General features: G+C 63.1%; 16 protein-coding genes. 4 read left to right on the top strand and 12 right to left on the bottom strand.

Annotation, left to right across the window (positions count from 1 at the left end; all coding sequences use genetic code 11):
- Positions 1–53: 53 nt before the first annotated feature.
- Together KIH81_RS07715 and KIH81_RS07720 are read right to left on the bottom strand one after the other, a co-directional pair.
- A complete protein-coding gene (locus KIH81_RS07715) occupies positions 54–842 on the bottom strand; it encodes an SDR family NAD(P)-dependent oxidoreductase (RefSeq protein ID WP_214304836.1) in 789 nt (262 codons plus the stop codon).
- Between the two features lie 85 nt (positions 843–927).
- On the bottom strand, positions 928–2,229 hold the full coding sequence (locus tag KIH81_RS07720; RefSeq protein WP_214304837.1) for an NADH:flavin oxidoreductase/NADH oxidase family protein: 1,302 nt from the start codon (positions 2,227–2,229) through the stop codon (positions 928–930).
- Positions 2,230–2,328: 99 nt separating this feature from the next.
- On the opposite strand from KIH81_RS07720, the gene KIH81_RS07725 reads away from it, so the two are divergent.
- Positions 2,329–2,910 carry a TetR/AcrR family transcriptional regulator gene (locus KIH81_RS07725; RefSeq protein WP_214304838.1) on the top strand — a complete coding sequence of 194 codons (582 nt, stop codon included), beginning with the start codon at positions 2,329–2,331 and terminating at the stop codon, positions 2,908–2,910.
- Positions 2,911–2,957: 47 nt separating this feature from the next.
- Here KIH81_RS07725 and hemW read toward each other — a convergent pair whose 3' ends face one another.
- Positions 2,958–4,304, bottom strand: a complete 1,347-nt coding sequence (gene hemW / locus KIH81_RS07730; protein WP_214304839.1) for a radical SAM family heme chaperone HemW — start codon at positions 4,302–4,304, stop codon at positions 2,958–2,960.
- Positions 4,305–4,677: 373 nt separating this feature from the next.
- Positions 4,678–6,558 (bottom strand): translation elongation factor 4, encoded by a 1,881-nt coding sequence (lepA, locus tag KIH81_RS07735; protein ID WP_214304840.1) that lies wholly within the window; start codon positions 6,556–6,558, stop codon positions 4,678–4,680.
- A 146-nt stretch (positions 6,559–6,704) separates the two neighbouring features.
- Here lepA and rpsT point away from each other — a divergent pair, with 146 nt between their 5' ends.
- On the top strand, positions 6,705–6,965 hold the full coding sequence (rpsT, locus tag KIH81_RS07740; RefSeq protein ID WP_214304841.1) for a 30S ribosomal protein S20: 261 nt from the start codon (positions 6,705–6,707) through the stop codon (positions 6,963–6,965).
- Positions 6,966–7,022: 57 nt separating this feature from the next.
- Here rpsT and KIH81_RS07745 read toward each other — a convergent pair whose 3' ends face one another.
- From KIH81_RS07745 to KIH81_RS07760, 4 genes are all read right to left on the bottom strand, one after another.
- Positions 7,023–7,811, bottom strand: coding sequence for a trimeric intracellular cation channel family protein (locus tag KIH81_RS07745; RefSeq protein ID WP_214304842.1), 789 nt, complete (start codon positions 7,809–7,811; stop codon positions 7,023–7,025).
- 116 nt (positions 7,812–7,927) lie between these two features.
- Positions 7,928–8,854 carry a nucleoside triphosphate pyrophosphohydrolase gene (locus KIH81_RS07750; protein WP_214304843.1) on the bottom strand — a complete coding sequence of 309 codons (927 nt, stop codon included), beginning with the start codon at positions 8,852–8,854 and terminating at the stop codon, positions 7,928–7,930.
- A gap of 828 nt (positions 8,855–9,682) precedes the next feature.
- Positions 9,683–10,810 carry a branched-chain amino acid aminotransferase gene (locus tag KIH81_RS07755; RefSeq protein WP_214304844.1) on the bottom strand — a complete coding sequence of 376 codons (1,128 nt, stop codon included), beginning with the start codon at positions 10,808–10,810 and terminating at the stop codon, positions 9,683–9,685.
- A 282-nt stretch (positions 10,811–11,092) separates the two neighbouring features.
- Positions 11,093–11,707, bottom strand: coding sequence for a 50S ribosomal protein L25/general stress protein Ctc (locus KIH81_RS07760; protein ID WP_214304845.1), 615 nt, complete (start codon positions 11,705–11,707; stop codon positions 11,093–11,095).
- 246 nt (positions 11,708–11,953) lie between these two features.
- On the opposite strand from KIH81_RS07760, the gene KIH81_RS07765 reads away from it, so the two are divergent.
- A complete protein-coding gene (locus KIH81_RS07765; RefSeq protein WP_214304846.1) occupies positions 11,954–12,952 on the top strand; it encodes an alpha/beta hydrolase in 999 nt (332 codons plus the stop codon).
- Positions 12,953–13,201: 249 nt separating this feature from the next.
- Here KIH81_RS07765 and KIH81_RS07770 read toward each other — a convergent pair whose 3' ends face one another.
- The 3 genes from KIH81_RS07770 to KIH81_RS07780 are packed head-to-tail and all read right to left on the bottom strand — an operon-like array spanning position 13,202 to position 16,104.
- A complete protein-coding gene (locus KIH81_RS07770; RefSeq protein WP_214304847.1) occupies positions 13,202–14,626 on the bottom strand; it encodes an NAD(P)(+) transhydrogenase (Re/Si-specific) subunit beta in 1,425 nt (474 codons plus the stop codon).
- A complete protein-coding gene (locus KIH81_RS07775) occupies positions 14,626–14,931 on the bottom strand; it encodes an NAD(P) transhydrogenase subunit alpha part 2 (protein ID WP_033890970.1) in 306 nt (101 codons plus the stop codon). Before KIH81_RS07775 ends, KIH81_RS07770 begins: the two co-directional genes overlap by 1 nt.
- Positions 14,932–14,946: 15 nt before the next feature.
- A complete protein-coding gene (locus KIH81_RS07780; protein ID WP_214304848.1) occupies positions 14,947–16,104 on the bottom strand; it encodes an NAD(P) transhydrogenase subunit alpha in 1,158 nt (385 codons plus the stop codon).
- A gap of 407 nt (positions 16,105–16,511) precedes the next feature.
- Here KIH81_RS07780 and KIH81_RS07785 point away from each other — a divergent pair, with 407 nt between their 5' ends.
- Entirely contained in the window at positions 16,512–18,548 is a 2,037-nt protein-coding gene (locus KIH81_RS07785) for an AMP-dependent synthetase/ligase (protein ID WP_214304849.1), read from the top strand.
- Between the two features lie 60 nt (positions 18,549–18,608).
- On the opposite strand, the gene era is transcribed toward KIH81_RS07785, so the two are convergent.
- Positions 18,609–19,613, bottom strand: coding sequence for a GTPase Era (era, locus tag KIH81_RS07790; protein WP_236029437.1), 1,005 nt, complete (start codon positions 19,611–19,613; stop codon positions 18,609–18,611).

Here is a 19,613-nt window from a genome sequence, read left to right on the forward strand (position 1 = left end):
GCACGCGAACATACAAAGCCTTTTGGCGGCATTCCTCCGTCCCATCCGCGATGCTATAGACCCCGACCATTCGTGCCGCCCGAGTTCAGGCGAGTAAGCTGCGCCATAAGCGTTGCGGGAACAATCTTGGCCGCCAAACGGTACGCCTTATAGAACGTCATCGGCGTGTATTCGCCGCAGCCGCGCTCCGCGAGACTCAACGACCGTTTGACAGTCCCGGCAAGGTCCAGATACGGCAACATGCCGATTTTGCCGCCGCCTGAACCGCGCACGTTCATTTCGGTGTCCATGTTGCCGGGACTGAGCAGCATGATGTTCACGCCGCGGGGACGCTCCTCCTCGCGAATCGCGAACACGAGCGAGCGCACGTATGCCTTGCTGGCCCCATAGACCGCCTGCCACGGCATCGGCGCGAATGCGGACACCGAGCCGGTGACGATCTCGAAACTTCCCCGGCTCATGTACGGCAGACATACACGGTTGACCATCGTCACCCCTTTGACGTTGAGATCAATCATCGCGAGCATGTCTGTCGGTTTCATGCCACGCAGCAGGCCCTCGCGCTCGTAACCGGCGTTGTTGACGAGCACACGTATCACCGGCTTGGCGCCGGCCAGCAGTTTGCCGAGTCTGCCGTAGCTGGAGGAATCGGCAAGGTCGAGCGGCACGACGCGCAGGGCCGCGTGCGTCGATGAGGCAAGTTCCGACGCAAGCGCTTCGAGGCGTTCGCGCCTGCGCGCGATCAGCCAGATCTCATCGAGCCGCTGATATCGGCCGGCGATATGCCGCGCGAATTCGCGACCAAGACCGGATGATGCGCCGGTGATGATGGCGATGTCCATTACGCTGTCCTTTCCTGCATTTCCGCGTGCACCGTTTCGATGCATACGATGGCCTGTTCCAGTCGGCCGTTGGCGTCCTCGGGCATCACTGGTGCCCTTTGCGACGGCGCGGGGCGAGCGCGGCGGGACCGTGCTGCTTAAGGGCGAACAGAAGCGCACGTATGCCGCCGATGCGTGGGTCGGGACGTCGTCCGCGGCCGATGCGGTGCATCTGCAGTTCAAACCAGCTGATGACCAGGATGCCGCCGAACGCCTTGTCGAGCGGCTTGATGCCGGTCGTTATCCTCGGCAATGCCACAGTGCTTCGCCAGCCGTCACGGATGATGCGGTTCGGCATGTCGGGCACGATCGCCAAAGGACGCGCGAGGCCGATCATCTGCGTGATGCCCTCGCCAAGTGCGCGTTCCATGTCGGCCACGCAACGGAAGCCGCCGGTCAGGGCGACCGGCACGGTCAGCTCGCCTTTGACGCGACGTGCGAAGTCGGTGAAGTAGACGCCGCGGCGGCGGTCCTCGGCCGCGCCGTCGTTGGTCTGGATGACCGGCTTGGAGTACGTGCCGCCAGAGATGTCGATGAGGTCGACGCCGCGGGCTTCGAGCTGCTTCATGACCCAGATGGATTCCTCTTCATTGAATCCGCCCGGCGCACCGTTCCGCTCGTTGATCTTGACGGCGATCGGCACGTCGGACGAGTTGAGCTTCACCGCAATCGGGAACTTCGGCCCGACCGCCTCACGTACGGCGTCGAACACGTCGAATAGGAAGCGCGCGCGATTTTCGAGACTGCCGCCGTATTCGTCGGCGCGATGGTTGTCGAGCGGCGAGAGGAACTGGTTGATGAGGTAGCCGTGCGCCGCGTGGATCTCCACGCCGGTAAATCCGGCCTTCTTGGCGATGCGCGCCGTGTTGGCGAACCGGCGGACGATGTCATGGATCTGGTCGTGGGTCAGTTCGGTGGGTTCGGCGAAGAACCGGCCGTAGTCGCCATCAACCTTGCCGCCGCTCGGGGCGAGGGGATGACGATTGATGGTGATGGGCGACTGACGGCCAGGGTGATTGATCTGCATCCAGCAGTGCGCACCGTTCTCTGTGCCGGCGGCAGCCCATCGGCGCAGCATGGCGAGGTCACGTTCGTCCTCCACCGCGACGTTGCCGGGCTCCCCCAGCTGCATGCGATCGACCATCACATTACCGGTGACGAGCACGCCAGCGCCGCCTTGCGCCCAGGTGCGGTACAGGCGCACATGCGCTTCGGTCGGAGCGCAGTTACGGCCTGCGAGCGCCTCGTTCATCGCGGATTTGTAGAACCGGTTCTTCACCGTCACGCCGCAGGGCAGGGTCAGCGGCTTGACGACCAGCGGCGGCGTTACGGTCGTGTCGTTCGTCATGATATCCAAATTTCCAATCGTCCATATTTTTACAGTTGTCAATATAACACAGATCTAGACAAGTGCAAAATTCTGGACGATAGGATATGCTGAAGAGTCATGAAGAAAGACCTCAACGGCAAGATCACACGCGGCACGCAACGCACGCTCGATGCATTCTTCGAGGCAATCACGGCATTGCTCGCCAAAAAACCGTTCGCCGACATCAGCGTCAACGAACTATGCGAACGCGCCGGCTATCCGCGCGCCACGTTCTATAACTACTTCGAGGACCGCGACGACCTGCTCACCTACTGCTGGACCGCGCTGTCCAAACAGGCCGACCTCGCCGACCTCTCATCGGCCGCACCGGAGCATCGCGTGGACACGGCGCTCGACGCGATGGCCGATCTGCTGGAGTCCAACGCCGAGCTGCTGCGCGCGATTCTCAGGAACAACCCGCCCGAGGGACCGCTGTTCTCCAGTCTGCATGGCTTCATCGAGCGTCAGGCGCGTGAGATCATCCGCAGCTGCATCGACCGCGACCGGTTCACGCTACCGGCGGACCTGATCGCCGACCATTACGCGAACACGGTGATGCTCGTGCTCGATTGGGCGTATCTGCGCGGGCACGCACTCAGCCGCATGCAACTGCATGATTACACGCACACGCTGCTGCGCGGCGTGGAAACCACGGAATAGCGGACACCGGTCCGGACTGAGCAGGCACCAGCCCGGACCGCATGATCCTAGATACCGGCGAGGTCGAAAAACGTTTCGATGACGGCGTCGTTGAGGAGACGGCCCTTGCGCGTGGGAACGACGCGGGTGTGTCCATCAGCATCGGGCGTGATGGCGATGAGGCCTTCCTCGACCATCGGCTGCAGTTGGGCCACTTCGATGGGTTTCAACGACGCTTCGGCACCGGCCATGGCAGACGACTCCCCCATCGCGGCGATGGCGTCATTGATGCGAGCGAGATCGAGGCCCTCGCGGATGCGCAGGCCGAGCATGATGAGCTCCTCGAGGTTTTCGGTCGGGGTGATTCCCTCGCTGCCACCCCACGGTATGCGGTGCTCGTTGATGGCGGTGCCCCACAGCCGCGGATGGGCGATGTCCCAGGCACGCAGGGCATGGGCTCCCATTGCTCGAGCACCATTCAATCGGTTTGCGTCATCGTCGACACGACCATCGACATCTCCGCTGACAGGAGTTACCGGTGCGGCCGGCCTGGGACGGTCATCATCGTTCGCCACGACATTGTAATGGCTGTGTGCCCCCGGACCGAGTCCGGCCCAGTCCACATTGCGCCAATAACCCAAGTTATGCTGGCTCTCATAGCCCGGCCGCGCCCAGTTGGATACCTCGTACCATTCGAGGCCGGCTGCCGTGAACAGGTCGTCGGCGATCTCGTATTTGGCGGCTTCGTCGTCGTCGTTCGGCTTGGGCAGGGTGCCGGCCGCGATCTGACGGCCCATCTTGGTGGTGGGTTCCACGGTCAGCGCATATGCGGAGATGTGGTTGACGCCGAGGTCAAGGGCGGTCTTGACGGAGGTGCGCCAATCGTCGAGACTCTCCCCTGGCGCTCCGTAGATAAGGTCTACGCTGGAGCGCAGGCCGGCCTTGTTGGCGGCATGCACGCCGGCGGCGACGTTCTCGGGCGTATGCGTACGGTCGAGGGTCTTGAGCACGTGCGGCACGGCCGACTGCATACCAAAGGAGACGCGCGTGAAGCCGCCTTCGGCGAGACGGTTGATGTAGTACTCGTTGACGGTGTCCGGGTTGGCTTCGGTGGTGATTTCGGCGTTCGGCGCGATGCCCCAGATGCGGCGGATGGAGTCCAGCATGGCCACGAGGTCGTCCGCGGCGAGGATCGTGGGCGTACCGCCACCGAAGAACACCGTGTCGGCCGCCGGCTCCTCGATACCGTGGTCGAGCTGCCACTGCCGGGTCAGCTCCATCTCACGGATGACCATGTTGGCGTAGTTGCCCCGTGAGGCCCCAGCACCGAGATCGGTGGCCGTGTATGTGTTGAAATCACAGTATCCGCAGCGCCGCATGCAAAACGGCACGTGGATGTAGACCTCGAAGGTCATACTTGACTCCCCTCAGTCAGCTACGCTGACAGCTCCCCTCGCCGAGGGGAGCCAATCCAGTCAAGGCTCCCCTCGCCGAGGGGAGCTGTCGAACGAAGTGAGACTGAGGGGAGCCTGTTCGTAAAAACTGGCTCCCCTCTGGTCCTGCAATTACGGACCTCGCTACACTCGGCCCCAATCCGACCTTCGCTCGACTATCATCTCACTCAGGCTGAGCCTACGGACAGTCCACAGGACTGTCCGCTTAACGGCATCTCCTCCGGCCCTGCAAGAAAGGACCTCGCTACGCGAGGACCCAATGCTGCCTTCGTTCGACTATCGTCTCACTCAGGCTGATGCTACGCGCAGTCCACCGGACTGCGCGCTTAACGCATCAGCCTTCCGTCTTCTGCGCGGCGCGAATCTTGTCCTTGGTGTCGCGGTCGTTGGAGTCCTCGCCGGTGGACAGGGCGGCGATGAACGCCTCCTGCGGCACCTCCACATGGCCGAGCATCTTCATGCGCTTCTTGCCGGCCTTCTGCTTTTCGAGCAGCTTGCGCTTACGGGTGATGTCGCCGCCGTAGCACTTGGCTAGCACGTCCTTACGCAGGGCGCGGATGTTCTCGCGTGCGATGATGCGCGAGCCGATCGCGGCCTGAATCGGAATCTCGAACTGCTGGCGGGGAATGAGCTCGCGCAGCTTCTTGGTCATCATCACGCCGTACGCATACGCCTTGTCGCGGTGCACGATGGCGCTGAAGGCATCCACCTTCTCGCCCTGGATGAGGATGTCCACCTTGACCAGGTCGGCGGTCTGCTCGCCGTCCTCGTGGTAGTCAAGCGAGGCATAACCCTTGGTGCGGGACTTCAGCTGGTCGAAGAAGTCGAACACGATCTCGGCCAGCGGGATGCGGTAGTGCATCTCCACACGGTCGGTGGAGATGTATTCCATCGTGCCCATCTGGCCGCGGTGGTCCTGGCACAGGTCCATGACCGCGCCGATGAACTCCTTGGGGGTGATGATGTCCGCGGCGACCATCGGCTCGACGATCTTCTTGATCTTGCCGTCCGGGAACTCGCTCGGATTGGTCACATGGTGCTCGGAGCCGTCCTCGGCAGTCACGTCGTAAGTGACGTTCGGGGCGGTCTGAATGAGGTCGAGGCCGAACTCGCGCGAGAGTCGCTCGTTGACGATCTCCATGTGCAGCAGGCCCAGGAAGCCGCAACGGAAGCCGAAGCCCAGCGCCACGGACGTCTCCGGCGTGTAGATGAGGGCGGCGTCGTTGAGCTTGAGCTTGTCGAGCGCGTCGCGCAGTTCGGGGAACTGGGCGTTGTCGATCGGGAACAGGCCGGCGTACACCATCGGCTTGGGGTCGCGGTAGCCAGGCAACGGCTCGGTGGCGGGGCGGACGGCGGAGGTCAGGGTGTCGCCCACCTTGGACTGGCTCACGTCCTTCGCGCCGGTGATGATGTAGCCGACCTCGCCGGCGCCGAGCGCCTTGGTGCGGGTCATGTCCGGGCTGATCACGCCGATCTCGATGGGGTCGTGCGTCATGCCGATGCCCATCATGTGCACCTTCTCGCGGTCGTGCAGTTCGCCGTCCTCCATACGGATGTACGTGACGATGCCGCGGTACGAGTCGTACACGGAGTCGAAGATGAGCGCGCGGGCGGGTGCGTCCGGGTTGCCGTGGGGTGCGGGCACCTCCAGCACGATGCGGTCGAGCAGTTCGGCCACGCCTTCGCCGGTCTTGCCGGACACGCGCAGCACGTCGCTCGGCTCGCAGCCGATCAGGCCGGCAATCTCCTCGGCATGCTTGTCCGGTTCGGCGGAGGGCAGGTCGATCTTGTTGAGCACCGGGATGATGGTTAGGTCATGGTCGATGGCCATGTACAGGTTGGACAGGGTCTGCGCCTCGATGCCCTGGGTGGCGTCCACGAGCAGCACCGCGCCTTCGCATGCGGCTAGCGCGCGGGAGACCTCGTAGGTGAAGTCCACGTGGCCCGGGGTGTCGATCATGCCCAGCGTATATTCGGTGCCATCGAACGTCCACGGCACGCGCACGGCCTGGGACTTGATGGTGATGCCGCGCTCCTGCTCGATGTCCATGCGGTCGAGGAAGCGGTCGCGCATCTCACGCTCCGGCACAATGCCGCTCAGCTGCAGGATGCGGTCGGCCACGGTGGACTTGCCATGGTCGATGTGCGCGATGATGCAGAAGTTGCGAATCACTGACTGATCGGTGGAACCCGGCTGATTGTGTTGGACGACCAACTACATTCCTCCTCTTGGAATTACTCAAACTTGTCCTATTCTAGCCGAGGGGCTGTATGCGGCGTGGCTTCGCGCGGGTTTTTCCGGGGTTCGTGCTATCCTCATACTTTTGTATGTCCTTGTAATACACATCGTTTGGAGTAAACGTGGCAAACATTAAGTCGCAGAAGAAGCGCGTGCTCACCAATGAGAAGGCGCACCTTCGCAACGTGGCTGTGAAGTCCGGCCTGAAGACCGCCATCCGCGCCACCCGCGAAGCCATCGCCGCCGGTGACAAGGCCGCCGCCGAGGCCGCCTACAAGGTCGCCGCCCAGAAGCTGGACAAGGCTGCTGGCGCCGGTGTGATCCACAAGAACCAGGCCGCCAACCGCAAGTCCGGCCTGGCCAACGCGATCAACGCTCTGTGAGCTGAACACCGCTAAGGTTTGAAAAATCCCGCGAGTCCTCGTGATTCGCGGGATTTTTTATTGCCGTCCCCGACCGTTCTCGTTGTCATCGTCATCGGCTTCTTCCTCCTCATCGGCTTCATCCTCATCGACATGAGGATGAATGACCGGACGCTTCAGGTACCGGCGCTCCGGCAGATACACATGGGTGCGATGCAGGGCGCCGGGCATCGTCACATTGAACGCCACCGACAGCACCCGGATCAGCACCACCACCACCACGATCAGCACATCCAACATCATTTCGGAGCGGAGGTCGAACATGCCATGCTCGGCGCCACGCCAGACCAATACGGTCAGGACGCATCCGACGAACGAGGGGACGGCGTACAGGTGACGGTCACGGATGATCATCGGCACATCACCGAGGAAGAGGTCGCGGACCAGACCGCCCGCAATGGCCGTGAACATGCCCAGGAATATGGCGGTCATGCCGGAAGTGCCGAATGCCAGGGCCTTCTCCGTGCCACTGACGGCGAACAAGCCCAGGCCCAGGGCGTCGATGAGGGTCATCGTCCATTTGAGTTTTTTGATTTCGGGGTGCGCGAACACCGCGATCACGCCGGAAAGCAATGTGGTGAGCACATAGCCCTTGTCCGTGATGCCCACGGGCGGCAGGTCGCCGAGCATCACGTCACGGAAGAGACCGCCGCCGAGGGCCGTCACCCAGCCGCACAGCATGATGGAGAAGATGTCGTCATAGCCCTTCTTGATCGCCGAAAGGCCTCCGGACAGGCCCCAGCACAGGATGGCGAGATATTCGATACTCACGAACACCGCATTGCTCTCCAACGCCACCTGCTGCATGAGTAGCTTCCCTCCCGTACCGCTTCCGGTTCGCCTGTGCCCGCCCCGCTTGACACGATCCGGCGATGATTACCGTACCCGAGCCTACCTCAAGCCTTGCCTGATGGGCTTGAGGTTCAACGCGAATCGCGGGATATGCAAACGTCTCCACCATGGATGGTTTCGGATTCGATGGCCGCAACGCGAGATTCGACATCACGGAAACGGTTGCGCAATGCGGACTCGATATCAATGCCATCAATGCGGGCCCTGCGTACGATGTTGAGGATTTCATCGGCATAGGCGTCAGCCTTCGAAGCTGCAGAGGCACCTTCGGAACCGGTGGAAGGCGCTCCGAATCCGTTTTGCTCCGTGCTTGACTGCCGACCATCGTCAGATTGACCATCACGCCGCTCCGACTCATCAAATGCCTTGAACAATGCAGCGGCGTTCGGCGATTTGGAGATGCGGGAAACGACCTTGGCCGCCCGAGGCAACGCGCCCTGCGCTCGGGAAATGCCCTCCAACACGGATTTGCGATGCTTTTCCTGCTGCTTCATCTTTTCCCATAGCGCCAGCACGGCTTCCGGGGATTCGGAATCGGAGGCTTCTTCCCCGTCGATCCTGCCGGTATCGGTAGCGCCGGCGGAATCATCAGCCGCAAACACATGCGGATGCCGAGTGATGAGCTTGTTCACCAGTCGATCGGCAACCTCATCGATATCGAACGGATCCTCGGCGTCAGATTCGCAGACGCGCGCCTGGAACACGGACTGTAGCAATACGTCGCCGAGCTCTTCACGCATGTTGTCACGATCATGGGTTTCCACGGCGTCGATATATTCGTAGGTCTCCTCAAGCAGATTCTTGAGCAGCGATTCGTTCGTCTGCTTGCCATCCCATGGGCATCCGCCCGGCGAATACAGCACATCCACTACTGCCTTGACCCGGTCCAGCGCCGTCGCCGCTTCCTCCACCGGTTTCAGCTTCGAGCAGTGCTCGAACCCTTCCGGCAAGTGATATTGCGTATCATGACGACTCGCGTCAACCCCAGCTTCGCTCATGACCGGTTCCCTTGGTTCTTATTCAACGATGGTGCTCCAACGCTGTCCCACTATACCTGCATCGGCCCAGCACGGCAGTCGTTGTAAAGGCTTTGGACGTCTCCTTCCCTTTCTCACGATCACTGTCTCAATAGGTCGCATACGGAATACGACTGTATTGTCTATCGGTTTTTTACCGCCTGGCCAAGGCTGCCCCCGCAGCCGTGAATCACATAAAAGCAGCTTATAGGGGCAAGCCCACATTCCGGGCCGAATCGTGCTGTTCAGCGTAAATGGCGGAATCATGCGGTTCTTGGCTCAGGGCTATGTGCCCCCGTAACCAGAAAACGCCCATAAGACAGTTCCCGTGGCGCAACCCCATGCCCCGCCAGCCAAATCAATACTCAAAATCGCCTGCGGGGGTACGATATAGAGAAAGGACGCATAGGACCGGCTTTCCCTATGATGGACCCGCTTGTGCCTGAGATACTTCATCATCGATGAGTCCGCGGATGACATCAGCTATCACTTTTTGCCATGCCACTAGTTTGCGGCAGATCAGACTTTCCAACTATGTCGACATGGCAAGTCCAATTGAGTTTATCTCGCAATATCTGTGTTAAATATGGCAAGTCACCTTGGAATCATTAGTGACACGCTTAACTCCATTCCGCCGGCCTCACCGCTGAATCCTTCTTTCGCGACACGCCGTAGCCTGAAAAACGAAGTTTGTTGACATTTGTTGACACTTTACAAACAACCGCTTCGCGGCTTCAGAAATCAAAAGGCCGGAAACCCTTGGAATCATTACGATTCCAGAGGTTCCCGGCCTTCAATCAGAAGGGTTTATCAGCAAACCTTCCACATCCAGTTGTGCGGATCCTCGATCTCGCCGAGCTGGATGCCGAGCAGCTGGTTGCGCAGGGCCACGGTCAGCTCGCCGGAGCCGCCGTCGGCGACGGTCACGTCGAACTTCTCGGACTTGAAGCGGCCGATCGGGGTGATGATGGCGGCGGTGCCGCAAGCGAACACCTCGGTGACCTCGCCAGACTTGATGTCCTCGAGCAGCTGCTCAAGGGCGATCATCGTCTCGACCACATCGTGGCCGTCGTCCTGCAGCAGCTGGATGAGGGAGCGACGGGTCACGCCCGGCAGGATGTTGCCGGTCAGGGACGGGGTCTCGACGTGGCCGTCCTTGTGCACGACCATCATGTTCATGCCGCCAAGCTCCTCAAGGTAGGTCTTGGTGGCGGCGTCGACGAAGCAGACCTGCTCGCAGCCGTTGGCGATGCCGGTGTATTCGCCGAGCAGGGAGGCGGCGTAGTTGCCACCGCACTTGGCGAAGCCGGTGCCGCCGGGGCCGGTGCGGAACCACTTGTCTTCAACCCAGATGCTCACCGGCTTGACGCCGCCCGGGAAGTACGGGCCGGACGGAGAGGCGATCACGCAGTAATCGACCTCCTGCGGGGCGCGCACGCCGAGGAACGGCTCAGAAGCGAACATGAACGGACGCATGTACAGCGTGTACTCGCGACGGGACGGAACCCAGTTGGCGTCGCGCTTGACGAGTGCGGCCACGGAGCCGATGAAGTCGTCGATCGGCAGTTCCGGCAGGTACAGACGCTTGGCGGAGTTCTGGAAGCGCTCGGCGTTCGCGTCCGGGCGGAACAGCCAGGTGGAGCCGTCGGCGTGACGGTAGGCCTTGAGACCTTCGAAGCATTCCTGAGCGTAGTGCAGCACAGATGCACCCGGATCCATCTTGAGCGGCGCGTACGGCTCGATGCGGCGATCGCCCCAGCCTTCGCCCTTGGTCCAGGTCATGTGGGCCATGTTGTCGGAGAACACCTGGCCGAAAGCCGGCTTGTCGATGAGGGACTGGCGCTTCTCATCGGATGCGGGGTTATCGTTCGGCAGTACGGTGAACGGTTCGGTGAGCTTGTCGAGCGCTGCCGGATCGTGGTGCGTGTTTTCAGTCATTGCTTGCTACTTCTTCTTGACTTGGCGGATGGGAGCCGCCGATGGGGTAGGTACTTCGCGCTTGTGGCGCAAGTTCTGATGGATACTTTCGCACATCGCGGCGCGCCGGGTGCGGGAGCGTTCACATGGTGAAAGTCCGTGAAGGCACCCGCAAACGCGCGAATGCAGGCCATCAACGAAGGAAGCCCGCGCCGTTGGTACGGTCACGGGCTTCTGGGCTTCGTTCACGCGACGCGCGTGCGCCGCGTACTGCTCAGTTCCGATTCAGGCTGAGCGCACGACTCACTTGGCGTCGGCAGCCGGAGCGGCAGCGGCGTCGGCAGCCGGGGCGGCGGCCTCGGTGGACTCAGCGGCATCCTCCGGCACCTCGACGGTGACGACGGACTCCTCCGGATCCTCGACGTCGAGCTCGACGCCCTCAGGCAGGACGACGTCCTTGGCGAAGACCTTGGTGCCGTCGGTCAGGCCGTCGACGTTCACGACGATCTTCTCCGGCAGGTTGGCGACGTCGGCGCGAACCTTGAGCTCCTGGATGTCCACGAAGGCCACGGCGGCACCCTTCGGGGTACCCTCGACGAACACCGGCACCTCGACGTCGATCTTCTCGCCGGCCTTGACCTCGAGGAAGTCGATGTGCTCGATGATGCGCTTGACCGGGTTCTTCTGCACGTCCTTGACGACGGCCATCTTGGTCTCGCCGTTGAAGGCGATGGAGAACAGGGCGTTGGTGTGGCGCAGGGCCAGGGTGGTCTCGCGCATCGGCAGGGTCACGAAGGCCGGCTGCTCGCCACCGGCGTAGATGGTCGCCGGGATCTTCTTGGCAACGCGCAGGCGACGGGCCACGCCCTTGCCGAACTCGGAACGGGCCTCGCCCTCAAGCTTGATAGTGGTAGCCATGATTGGCACTCCTTGTTAATCGGTGTTACTTGTCGTTCTGTCTGTTTGACGCCACGACGCGCCGCAGAACGCACCCAAGGAGGTGAAGTCTCACGCCGAGTCGATTACGGAAGAAACGAACCTTTGCGGTGCTCTTCCCTCGCCAAAGCAACAATGTTCCATTGTACGCATCACCAGGACAAGATATGAGATCAGCGCGAGACTACAATGAAAAGGGAAGACAAAGACGGGGGAATCGAGGCCGCAATGAAGCGCATCACCAGGAATCTCATCATCGCAACGGGGGCCACGACCGCGGCGTTCGGCGCCGGAACCTTCGCTCTGGCGGACTTCATGTTCCATCTCTCGCTCGATAAGCGTTGCGCGGGATGGATGGAGAAGCTGATGGCGGGCGGGGCCACCGCCGATTACCTGCAGACGCCGCACGCCGACGCCGACGAGGAGCGCGAGGCCGCGCATTGGTTCGAAGAGGCCAAGCAGCCGGTCACGGCGATCAGCGACGATGGCCTGAAGCTGCATGGCTGGCTGTTCGATGCGGACAAGGTCTCCCCCGCGCCACATCTGTACGCCATCTGCATGCACGGATACACCGGCATGCCCGCCGAGATGGCCAAGTACGCGCATCGGCTCGCACGTTTGGGCTTCACCGTGCTGGTGCCGGCCCAGCGCGCCCATGAGATGAGCGAGGGCCGGTTCGTCGGCATGGGCTGGCTGGAGCGGCGCGATCTGATGTGCTGGATCCGGCTGATCGTGGAGAGCGATCCGGACGCCCGCATCCTGCTGGACGGCATTTCGATGGGTGCGGCGACCGTGATGATGGCGGTCGGCGAACCGGATCTGCCGCGCAACGTCGTGGCGGCCATCGAGGACTGCGGATACTCCTCGGTCTGGGACCAGTTCCTGTACAACGCCAAGGGCATGTACCATCTGCCCCGCCGCTGGATGGCCGTGCCGGTGGTGGCCGCCATGAGCAAGATCTCGAAGCGGGTCGCCGGTTATAGGTTCCGCGAGGCGTCCAGTGTGGATTCGCTGCGCCGTGCGACGATTCCGATGCTGTTCATTCACGGCGGGGACGACACGTTCGTGGATCCGGCTTTTCTGGACCGCAACGTTGCGGCCTGTGCCAGCATCGACCGTGAACGGCTGCTGATTCCGGGTGCCGCGCACGCCCTGAGCGCCAGCACCGACCCCGTACGCTACTGGAAGCGCGTCACCGCCTTCGTCACCCGCGTGTTCGGGCTGTAATACAAAAAGGCTCCCCTCACCGAGGGGAGCTGTCGTCGTGAGACGACTGAGGGGAGTCACGGGCATTCCGTAAACTCCCCTCAGTCAGCTTCGCTGCCAGCTCCCCTCAGCGAGGGGAGCCAGAGCATCTATCGACGCTCCATCAGTCCGGCAATGTAATTGCTTGCGTAATGCGTGCGGCTTCTAGGCGCACCGAAGGAAGCGGTACACAGGGTACCGCGACTGAGGAGCAACGACGAAGACGCACCATTACGCCAGCAATTCCTTGACGGCGTTGATGACGGCTTGCAAACTCTTCTTCGCGTCGCCGAACAGCATCTGCGTGTTGTCCTCGAAGTAGAGCTCGTTCTGGATGCCGGCGTAGCCCATGCCGCGGCCGCGCTTCATGACGGCCACGTTCTGGGCCTTGTCCACGTCGAGGATCGGCATGCCGGAAACCGGGGTACCGGGGCGACGGGCGGCCGGGTTGGTCACATCGTTGGCGCCGACGACCAGGGCCACGTTGGCCTGCGGGAACTGCGGGTTGATCTCGTCGAGGTCCACGAGCTCCTCGTAGGGCACGTTGGCTTCGGCCAGCAGCACGTTCATGTGGCCGGGCATACGGCCGGCGACCGGGTGGATGGCGTAGGAGACCTCGACGCCGTGGGCCTTGAGCAGCTCGCCCAGATCGGCGAGCTCGCGCTGGGCCTGGGCCTGGGCCAGACCGAAGCCGGGGACGAAGATGACCTTCTCGGCGTAGACGAGCTGGACGGCCAGATCGTCCGGGGTGGTCTCCTTCATGGTGCCCTCCGGGCCGTCACCGGCCGCGGCGGCACCGGAACCACCGCCGAAGCCGCCGGCGAGCACGGAGATCAGCGGACGGTTCATGGCCTGGGCCATGAGGATGGACAGGGTCACGCCGGCCGAGCCGACCAAGGCGCCGGCCACGATCAGGGCAACGTTGTCGATGGCCAGACCGGACATGGCCACGGCCGTACCGGTGCAGGCGTTGAGCACGGAGATCACGACGGGCATGTCGGCGCCGCCGATCGGGATCACGAAGACCAGGCCGTAGCACAGGGCGAACACGGTGGTCAGGACGGACCACAGCAGTCGCTGCTCCGGCTGGACGCACAGCATGACCAGCGAGGCGATGGACAGGACGGCGAACAGGATGTTCCACACGCCCTTGCCCGGCAGGGCCAGCTTCTTGACCCACTTGATGCCCTGCAGCTTGCCGGCGGCGATGAGCGAGCCGGTGAAGGTCACGGAGCCGATCAGGATGCCGAGGCCCGCGGTGATGAGCACCACGATGTCCGGCGTGCCGTCCTTGGTGAGGATGTCGTTCAGGGCCACAAGCGCGGCGGCGCCGCCACCCACGGTGTTGAAGACGGAGACCAGCTGCGGCATGTCCGTCATCTTGACCTTCTTGGCGGAGACCACGCCGGCCACCGCGCCGATCAGGATGCCGACGACCAGCACGGCCACGGCCACGACGTTCACGAATCCCTTGGCGAAGAGCACGATGAACGCCATGAGCACGGCCACGATCATGCCGAACGCGGAGATCTGGTTGCCCTTGCGCGCGGTCTTCGGGGAGTTCATGAAGTGCAGGCCGACCACGAACATGACGGCCGAGAACAGATAGACGAACCATGCGACGATGTCGATGGTTCCCACGGTTGCGGAGGCCATTACTTCGACTCCCCCTTCTTCTCGTTCTTGTTGGACTTGAACATCTCCAGCATGCGGTCGGTGACCACGTAGCCGCCGACCACGTTCATGGTGCCGAGCACGGCGGCCAGGAAGATGAACACGTAGGCCAGCGGGCTGTTGGCCTCGGCGGCCACGATCACCACACCGACGATCACGATGCCATGGATGGAGTTGGCACCGGACATGAGCGGGGTGTGCAGGGTGGCGGGCACCTTGCCGATGACCTCGATGCCGATGAGCAGCGCGAGGACGAAGAGGGTGATGGATACGACGAGAGTAGGCATGATGTTCCTTCCTCCTTACTCGGACTTCTCGGCCGTCGTCTCGGCGGGCTTCTCGGCGCGGCCGGCGACCACGAGGGCGTCGTCGAGCTCCTCGGACAGGTCCTGGCCGAGCTTGCCGTCGCGGATGAAGTGCACGAGGATGTCGGCCACGTTGCGCGAAAGCAGATTGGACGCGGTGGTGGCCACGCCGGAGGCCAGGTACGGGGCGCCGATGATCTTGACGCCGCCGTCGGTCACCTGTTCGCCGATCGCGGAGCCCTCCACGTTGCCGCCGAGGTCGGAGGCGGCGCAGTCCACGATCACCGCACCGCGGTGCAGTCCCTTGACGCCGGCCGCGGTGAGCAGCACCGGGGGCTTGCGGCCGGGCACCTTGGCGGTGGTGATGATGATGTCGAAGCCGGCGGCCTTCTCATCGACCGCGGCCTGCTGGGCGGCCTGCTCCTCGGCCGTCAGGGCACGGGCGTAGCCGCCTTCGCCTTGGCCGGCGGAGAAGTCGAGTCCCAGATCGAGGAACTTGGCACCGAGGGATTCCACCTCGCCCTTGGAGGCGGGACGCACGTCGTAGGCGGTGACGACCGCGCCGAGTCGACGCAGCGTGCCAATGGCCTGCAGACCGGCGATGCCGGCGCCGAGCACGAGCGCCTTGGCCGGACGGATGGTGCCGGCGGCGGTGGTCATCATCGGCAGGAACGAGCCGTAGGCGTCGGCGGCGGCGATGGCGGCCTTGTAGCCCATCACGGAGTTCTGCGAGGTCATCTCGTCCATGGACTGGGCGCTGGAGAGCTTGCGCGGCAGCTTCTCGATGGCCACGCCCACCAGGCCGGCCTTCTGGAGCGCGGCCACGTAGTCGGCGTCCGTGAAGGAGCCGAGCATGCCGATCACCCACTGGCCGGCCTTGAGCTTGCCCACGGTCTCGGCGGACGGGCGGTCGACGAAGCCGAGCGCGTCGGCGCCGGCCAGTACCTCGTCGCGGCCGGTCACCTTCGCTCCGGCCTTCTCGTAATCCTCGTCGGTGTATTCGGCGGCAATGCCGGCACCCGACTCAATCAAACAGGAGACTCCGCTCCTCTTCAGCCGGGTGACGATATCCGGCGTCAGCGCGACGCGGGATTCCGTTTCCGACGTCTCATTCAGGACGCCGAACACCACGGTGGCTTCTTGGTTATTCGCCATGAGAGCCCTTTCTTAATCTTTCACTTCGGACATGGTTATCCAGTCGGATATAACGTGGATGTAACTATCCGGGGTCAAGTGTAGTCAAAAGGTGAAGAAAACGGCCCGCAACCCCGCCGTTTCTGGACATTCGCACCATCACCGCCGGTCCTTCGGGTGCACGGGAGCGCCCGCGCCGGCCGGCTACGCCACCGTGATGTCCGGTGCCGCCCCTCGCCGCCGAACATCATCCCCGCGAATGCCCAAACCCTACGGTTGCGTAGGGTTTTCCTACGGTTGCGTAAGGTGACGAGTTCGGCATCCGCGATTACACTTCTGCCTTTGAGAAGCATGTCGTCCGATGGATCACGCGCGTGCGTGCGGATATCCACGGCCGGACGGCACCGAAAGGTTTACAGGAGCACGAGTTGTCGGTTATCAATTCCTTCACGCAACACACCATCGACCTCACCCGCAAGGCGCTGAGGCTCGCCCCCGACTTCATCCACCCGGTCCACGACGACACCCCGGACGAGCCGGACTACCTGTCCAACGCCGACGTTCCGGCCGAATCCGACATCGCCCTGCCCAACAGCAACGACTGGGACGACGGCCACCTGACCGTCACCGACATCGACCCGGCCACGGGCCTGCTCACCACCTCCACCGAAGGCAATCCGCCGCTGGACGAGGGCATGTCCATCTACGACCTGTACGCGGACCGTGCCGCGCGCATGGGCGACGAACCGCTGTACACCTACAAGTCCGGCGACGAATGGGTCACGGTGACGGCCAACGAGTTCTTGGCGGACGTGCGCGCCGTGGCCAAGGGCCTGCTGCACTACGGCCTCAAGAAGGGCGACGGCGTGGCCTTCATGTGCCGCACCTCCTACGAATGGGACCTGACGGACGCGGCCATCATGGCCTGCGGCGGCGTGCTCGCCACCATCTACGACACGGACTCCGCCGAGCAGATCCGCAACATCGTGAACAATTCGGACGCCCGCCTGCTCATCGTGCAGGACACCGCCATGCGCGACAAGGCTGACGGCGCCGTGGAGGAATGCCCCTCCCTGGAGCACATCGTGTGCATCGAGACCGGCGGCCTGGACGAGATCAAGGCCTACGGCGCCGGCGTGTCCGACGCCGAGCTGGACGAGCGCATCGACTCCATCAAGAAGACCGACCTGTGCTCCATCGTGTACACGTCCGGCTCCACCTCCGCTCCGAAGGGCGTGGAGATGACCCACGAGCACTACTGCCAGACCGCGCTGAACCTGCCCGACTACATGCCGGAGCTGCTGCACAACAAGAAGAACTCGGTGCTGCTGTTCCTGCCGCAGGCGCACTCCTTCGCCCGCGCCATCAACTACATCGTGGTGGCCTCCGACATCCGCATCTACATCGCCACCGGCATCAAGACGCTCATCGCCGACCTGCAGGTCGCCAAGCCGTCCATCATGATCGTGGTGCCCCGTGTGCTGGAGAAGGTGTACAACGCCGCCTCCCAGAAGGCCGGCCATGGTCCCAAGGGCGTGGTGTTCGCCTCCGCCGTGGTGGCCGCGCAGAACTACATGAAGGAGATCTCCGCCCACGGCAAGGCCGGTGCGCTAGCCCGCGCCAGGCGCGCCGCGTTCGACCCGGTGGTCTACTCCTCGCTGCGCGAGGTGCTGGGCGGCCGCGCCAAGTGGATCGTGGCCGGCGGCGCCCCGCTCGACCCCGAACTGCTGGCCTTCTTCCGCGGTGCCGGCGTGCCGGTCTACGAGGGCTACGGCCTGACCGAGACCACCGCTCCCTGCGCCTTCAACCCGCTGGGCACCCCGTTCCATGCCGGTTCCGTGGGCATCGCCTTCCCGGGCTTCTCCCTGCGCATCGCCGAAGACGGCGAGATTCAGGTCAAGGGCCGTGCCGTGTTCCCGCGCTATCACAAGAACGACGAGGCCACCGAGCTGTCCTTCACCGAGGACGGCTGGTACGCCACCGGTGATCTGGGCCGCATCGACAACGACGGTTTCCTGTACATCACCGGCCGCAAGAAGGATCTCATCATCACCGCAGGCGGTAAGAACGTCTCCCCAGGTCCGATCGAGGAGGTCATCCAGCGTTGCGAGATCGTCTCGCAGGCGCTGGTGCTGGGCGACAAGCGCCCGTTCATCTCCGCGCTCATCACGCTGGATGAGGAGGCGCTGCGCCCGTGGCTCGCCGCCAAGGGACTCGACGAGAACATGTCCATGGAGGACGCCACGCAGAACGCCGCGGTGCGCGCCGAAGTGCAGAAGTGGGTCGATCAGGCCAACGAGGGCGTCTCCCGCGCCGAATCGGTGCGTAAGTTCATCCTGCTGCCCGAGGAGTTCAGCCAGGAGAACGGCCTGATGACCGCCTCTATGAAGGTGATCCGTCCGAAGGTCATCAAGCGCTACACCACCCTCCTCAACACCCAGATGTACGTGGCCCGCAAGAAGTAGGCTTCCTGAATATGAAAAAAGCGGCTCCTTGAGAGCCGCTTTTTTCATATCAAGATAAAATCAGAAGCCTAGCTTTTCCAACTGCTTAGGATCGGACTGCCAGCCCTTGGCGACCTTGACGTGGAGGTCGAGACGGGCTTTCTGGCCAACGATGCGGTTGACGGGCGTGCGCAGCTTCTTCTTGACGTAGGTGAGGTTCGAAGCGCCCTTGCCGATGATGATGGGCTTCTGCGAATCGCGCTCCACGTAGATGGACACGTTGACCTGCGCCTTGCCGTCGTAGGCGGCCCCGGTCTCGTTGTCCTCGGGATAGTCGATGGAATCGACCACCACGGCCAGGGAGTGCGGCAGCTCGTCGTCCAACGTCTCCAGGAACGCGCCGCGGATGAGCTCGGCGATGGTGTCCTCCGGACGTTCCTCGCTGATCTGGTCGTCCGGGTACATCTGCGGGCCTTCCGGCGTGTGCTCGATGAGCACGTTGCGCACCTCGGCCAGGTTGTCGTGCTTGAGGGCGCTGACCGGCACGATGTCCGAGAAGTCGGCGAATTCGTTGATCTCGATGAGCTTGTTGATGAGCTGCTGACGGCCGAGCTCGTCGATCTTGGTCACGATGGCGATCAGCGGCACCTTCCACGCGAACGTGCCGTCCTCGCGCTTGGTGGCGAAGTCGGAGCGCAGGCGGGACAGGATGCGGCGGTCGCCGGGGCCGATCTCCTGGTCGGCGGGCAGCAGGAAGGCCACCACGTCCACATCGGACAGGGACTCCTCCACCACGTCGTTGAGGCGCTGGCCGAGCAGCGTGCGCGGACGGTGGATGCCGGGCGTGTCCACCAGCACGAGCTGTGCGTGCTCGGTGGTCAGGATGCCGCGGATAGCCTTTCGCGTGGTCTCCGGACGGGACGACGCGATGGCGATCTGCTTGCCGATGAGGGCGTTGATCAGTGTGGACTTACCCACGTTCGGGCGTCCCACCACGGCCACGAAGCCGGAACGGTACGGCACGTCCGCCGTGGTTTCGGGTGCGGCCGCAGTCTGGTTGTTCGTCGTCACTTCTTGCTCGCTCAT

Origin of the sequence: Bifidobacterium miconisargentati, assembly GCF_019331675.1 — a bacterium.
GTDB classification, from domain to species: domain Bacteria; phylum Actinomycetota; class Actinomycetes; order Actinomycetales; family Bifidobacteriaceae; genus Bifidobacterium; species Bifidobacterium miconisargentati.

Bases quoted from the DNA above. Each gene is read 5' to 3' on its own strand.
- KIH81_RS07715 (WP_214304836.1), bottom strand. From the start codon at position 842: ATGGACATCGCCATCATCACCGGCGCATCATCCGGTCTTGGTCGCGAA.
- KIH81_RS07765 (WP_214304846.1), top strand. From the start codon at position 11,954: ATGAAGCGCATCACCAGGAATCTCATCATCGCAACGGGGGCCACGACC.
- KIH81_RS07750 (WP_214304843.1), bottom strand. From the start codon at position 8,854: ATGAGCGAAGCTGGGGTTGACGCGAGTCGTCATGATACGCAATATCAC.
- KIH81_RS07725 (WP_214304838.1), top strand. From the start codon at position 2,329: ATGAAGAAAGACCTCAACGGCAAGATCACACGCGGCACGCAACGCACG.
- hemW (WP_214304839.1), bottom strand. From the start codon at position 4,304: ATGACCTTCGAGGTCTACATCCACGTGCCGTTTTGCATGCGGCGCTGC.
- KIH81_RS07720 (WP_214304837.1), bottom strand. From the start codon at position 2,229: ATGACGAACGACACGACCGTAACGCCGCCGCTGGTCGTCAAGCCGCTG.
- era (WP_236029437.1), bottom strand. From the start codon at position 19,613: ATGAGCGAGCAAGAAGTGACGACGAACAACCAGACTGCGGCCGCACCC.
- KIH81_RS07775 (WP_033890970.1), bottom strand. From the start codon at position 14,931: ATGCCTACTCTCGTCGTATCCATCACCCTCTTCGTCCTCGCGCTGCTC.
- KIH81_RS07770 (WP_214304847.1), bottom strand. From the start codon at position 14,626: ATGGCCTCCGCAACCGTGGGAACCATCGACATCGTCGCATGGTTCGTC.
- KIH81_RS07755 (WP_214304844.1), bottom strand. From the start codon at position 10,810: ATGACTGAAAACACGCACCACGATCCGGCAGCGCTCGACAAGCTCACC.
- KIH81_RS07760 (WP_214304845.1), bottom strand. From the start codon at position 11,707: ATGGCTACCACTATCAAGCTTGAGGGCGAGGCCCGTTCCGAGTTCGGC.
- KIH81_RS07780 (WP_214304848.1), bottom strand. From the start codon at position 16,104: ATGGCGAATAACCAAGAAGCCACCGTGGTGTTCGGCGTCCTGAATGAG.
- KIH81_RS07745 (WP_214304842.1), bottom strand. From the start codon at position 7,811: ATGCAGCAGGTGGCGTTGGAGAGCAATGCGGTGTTCGTGAGTATCGAA.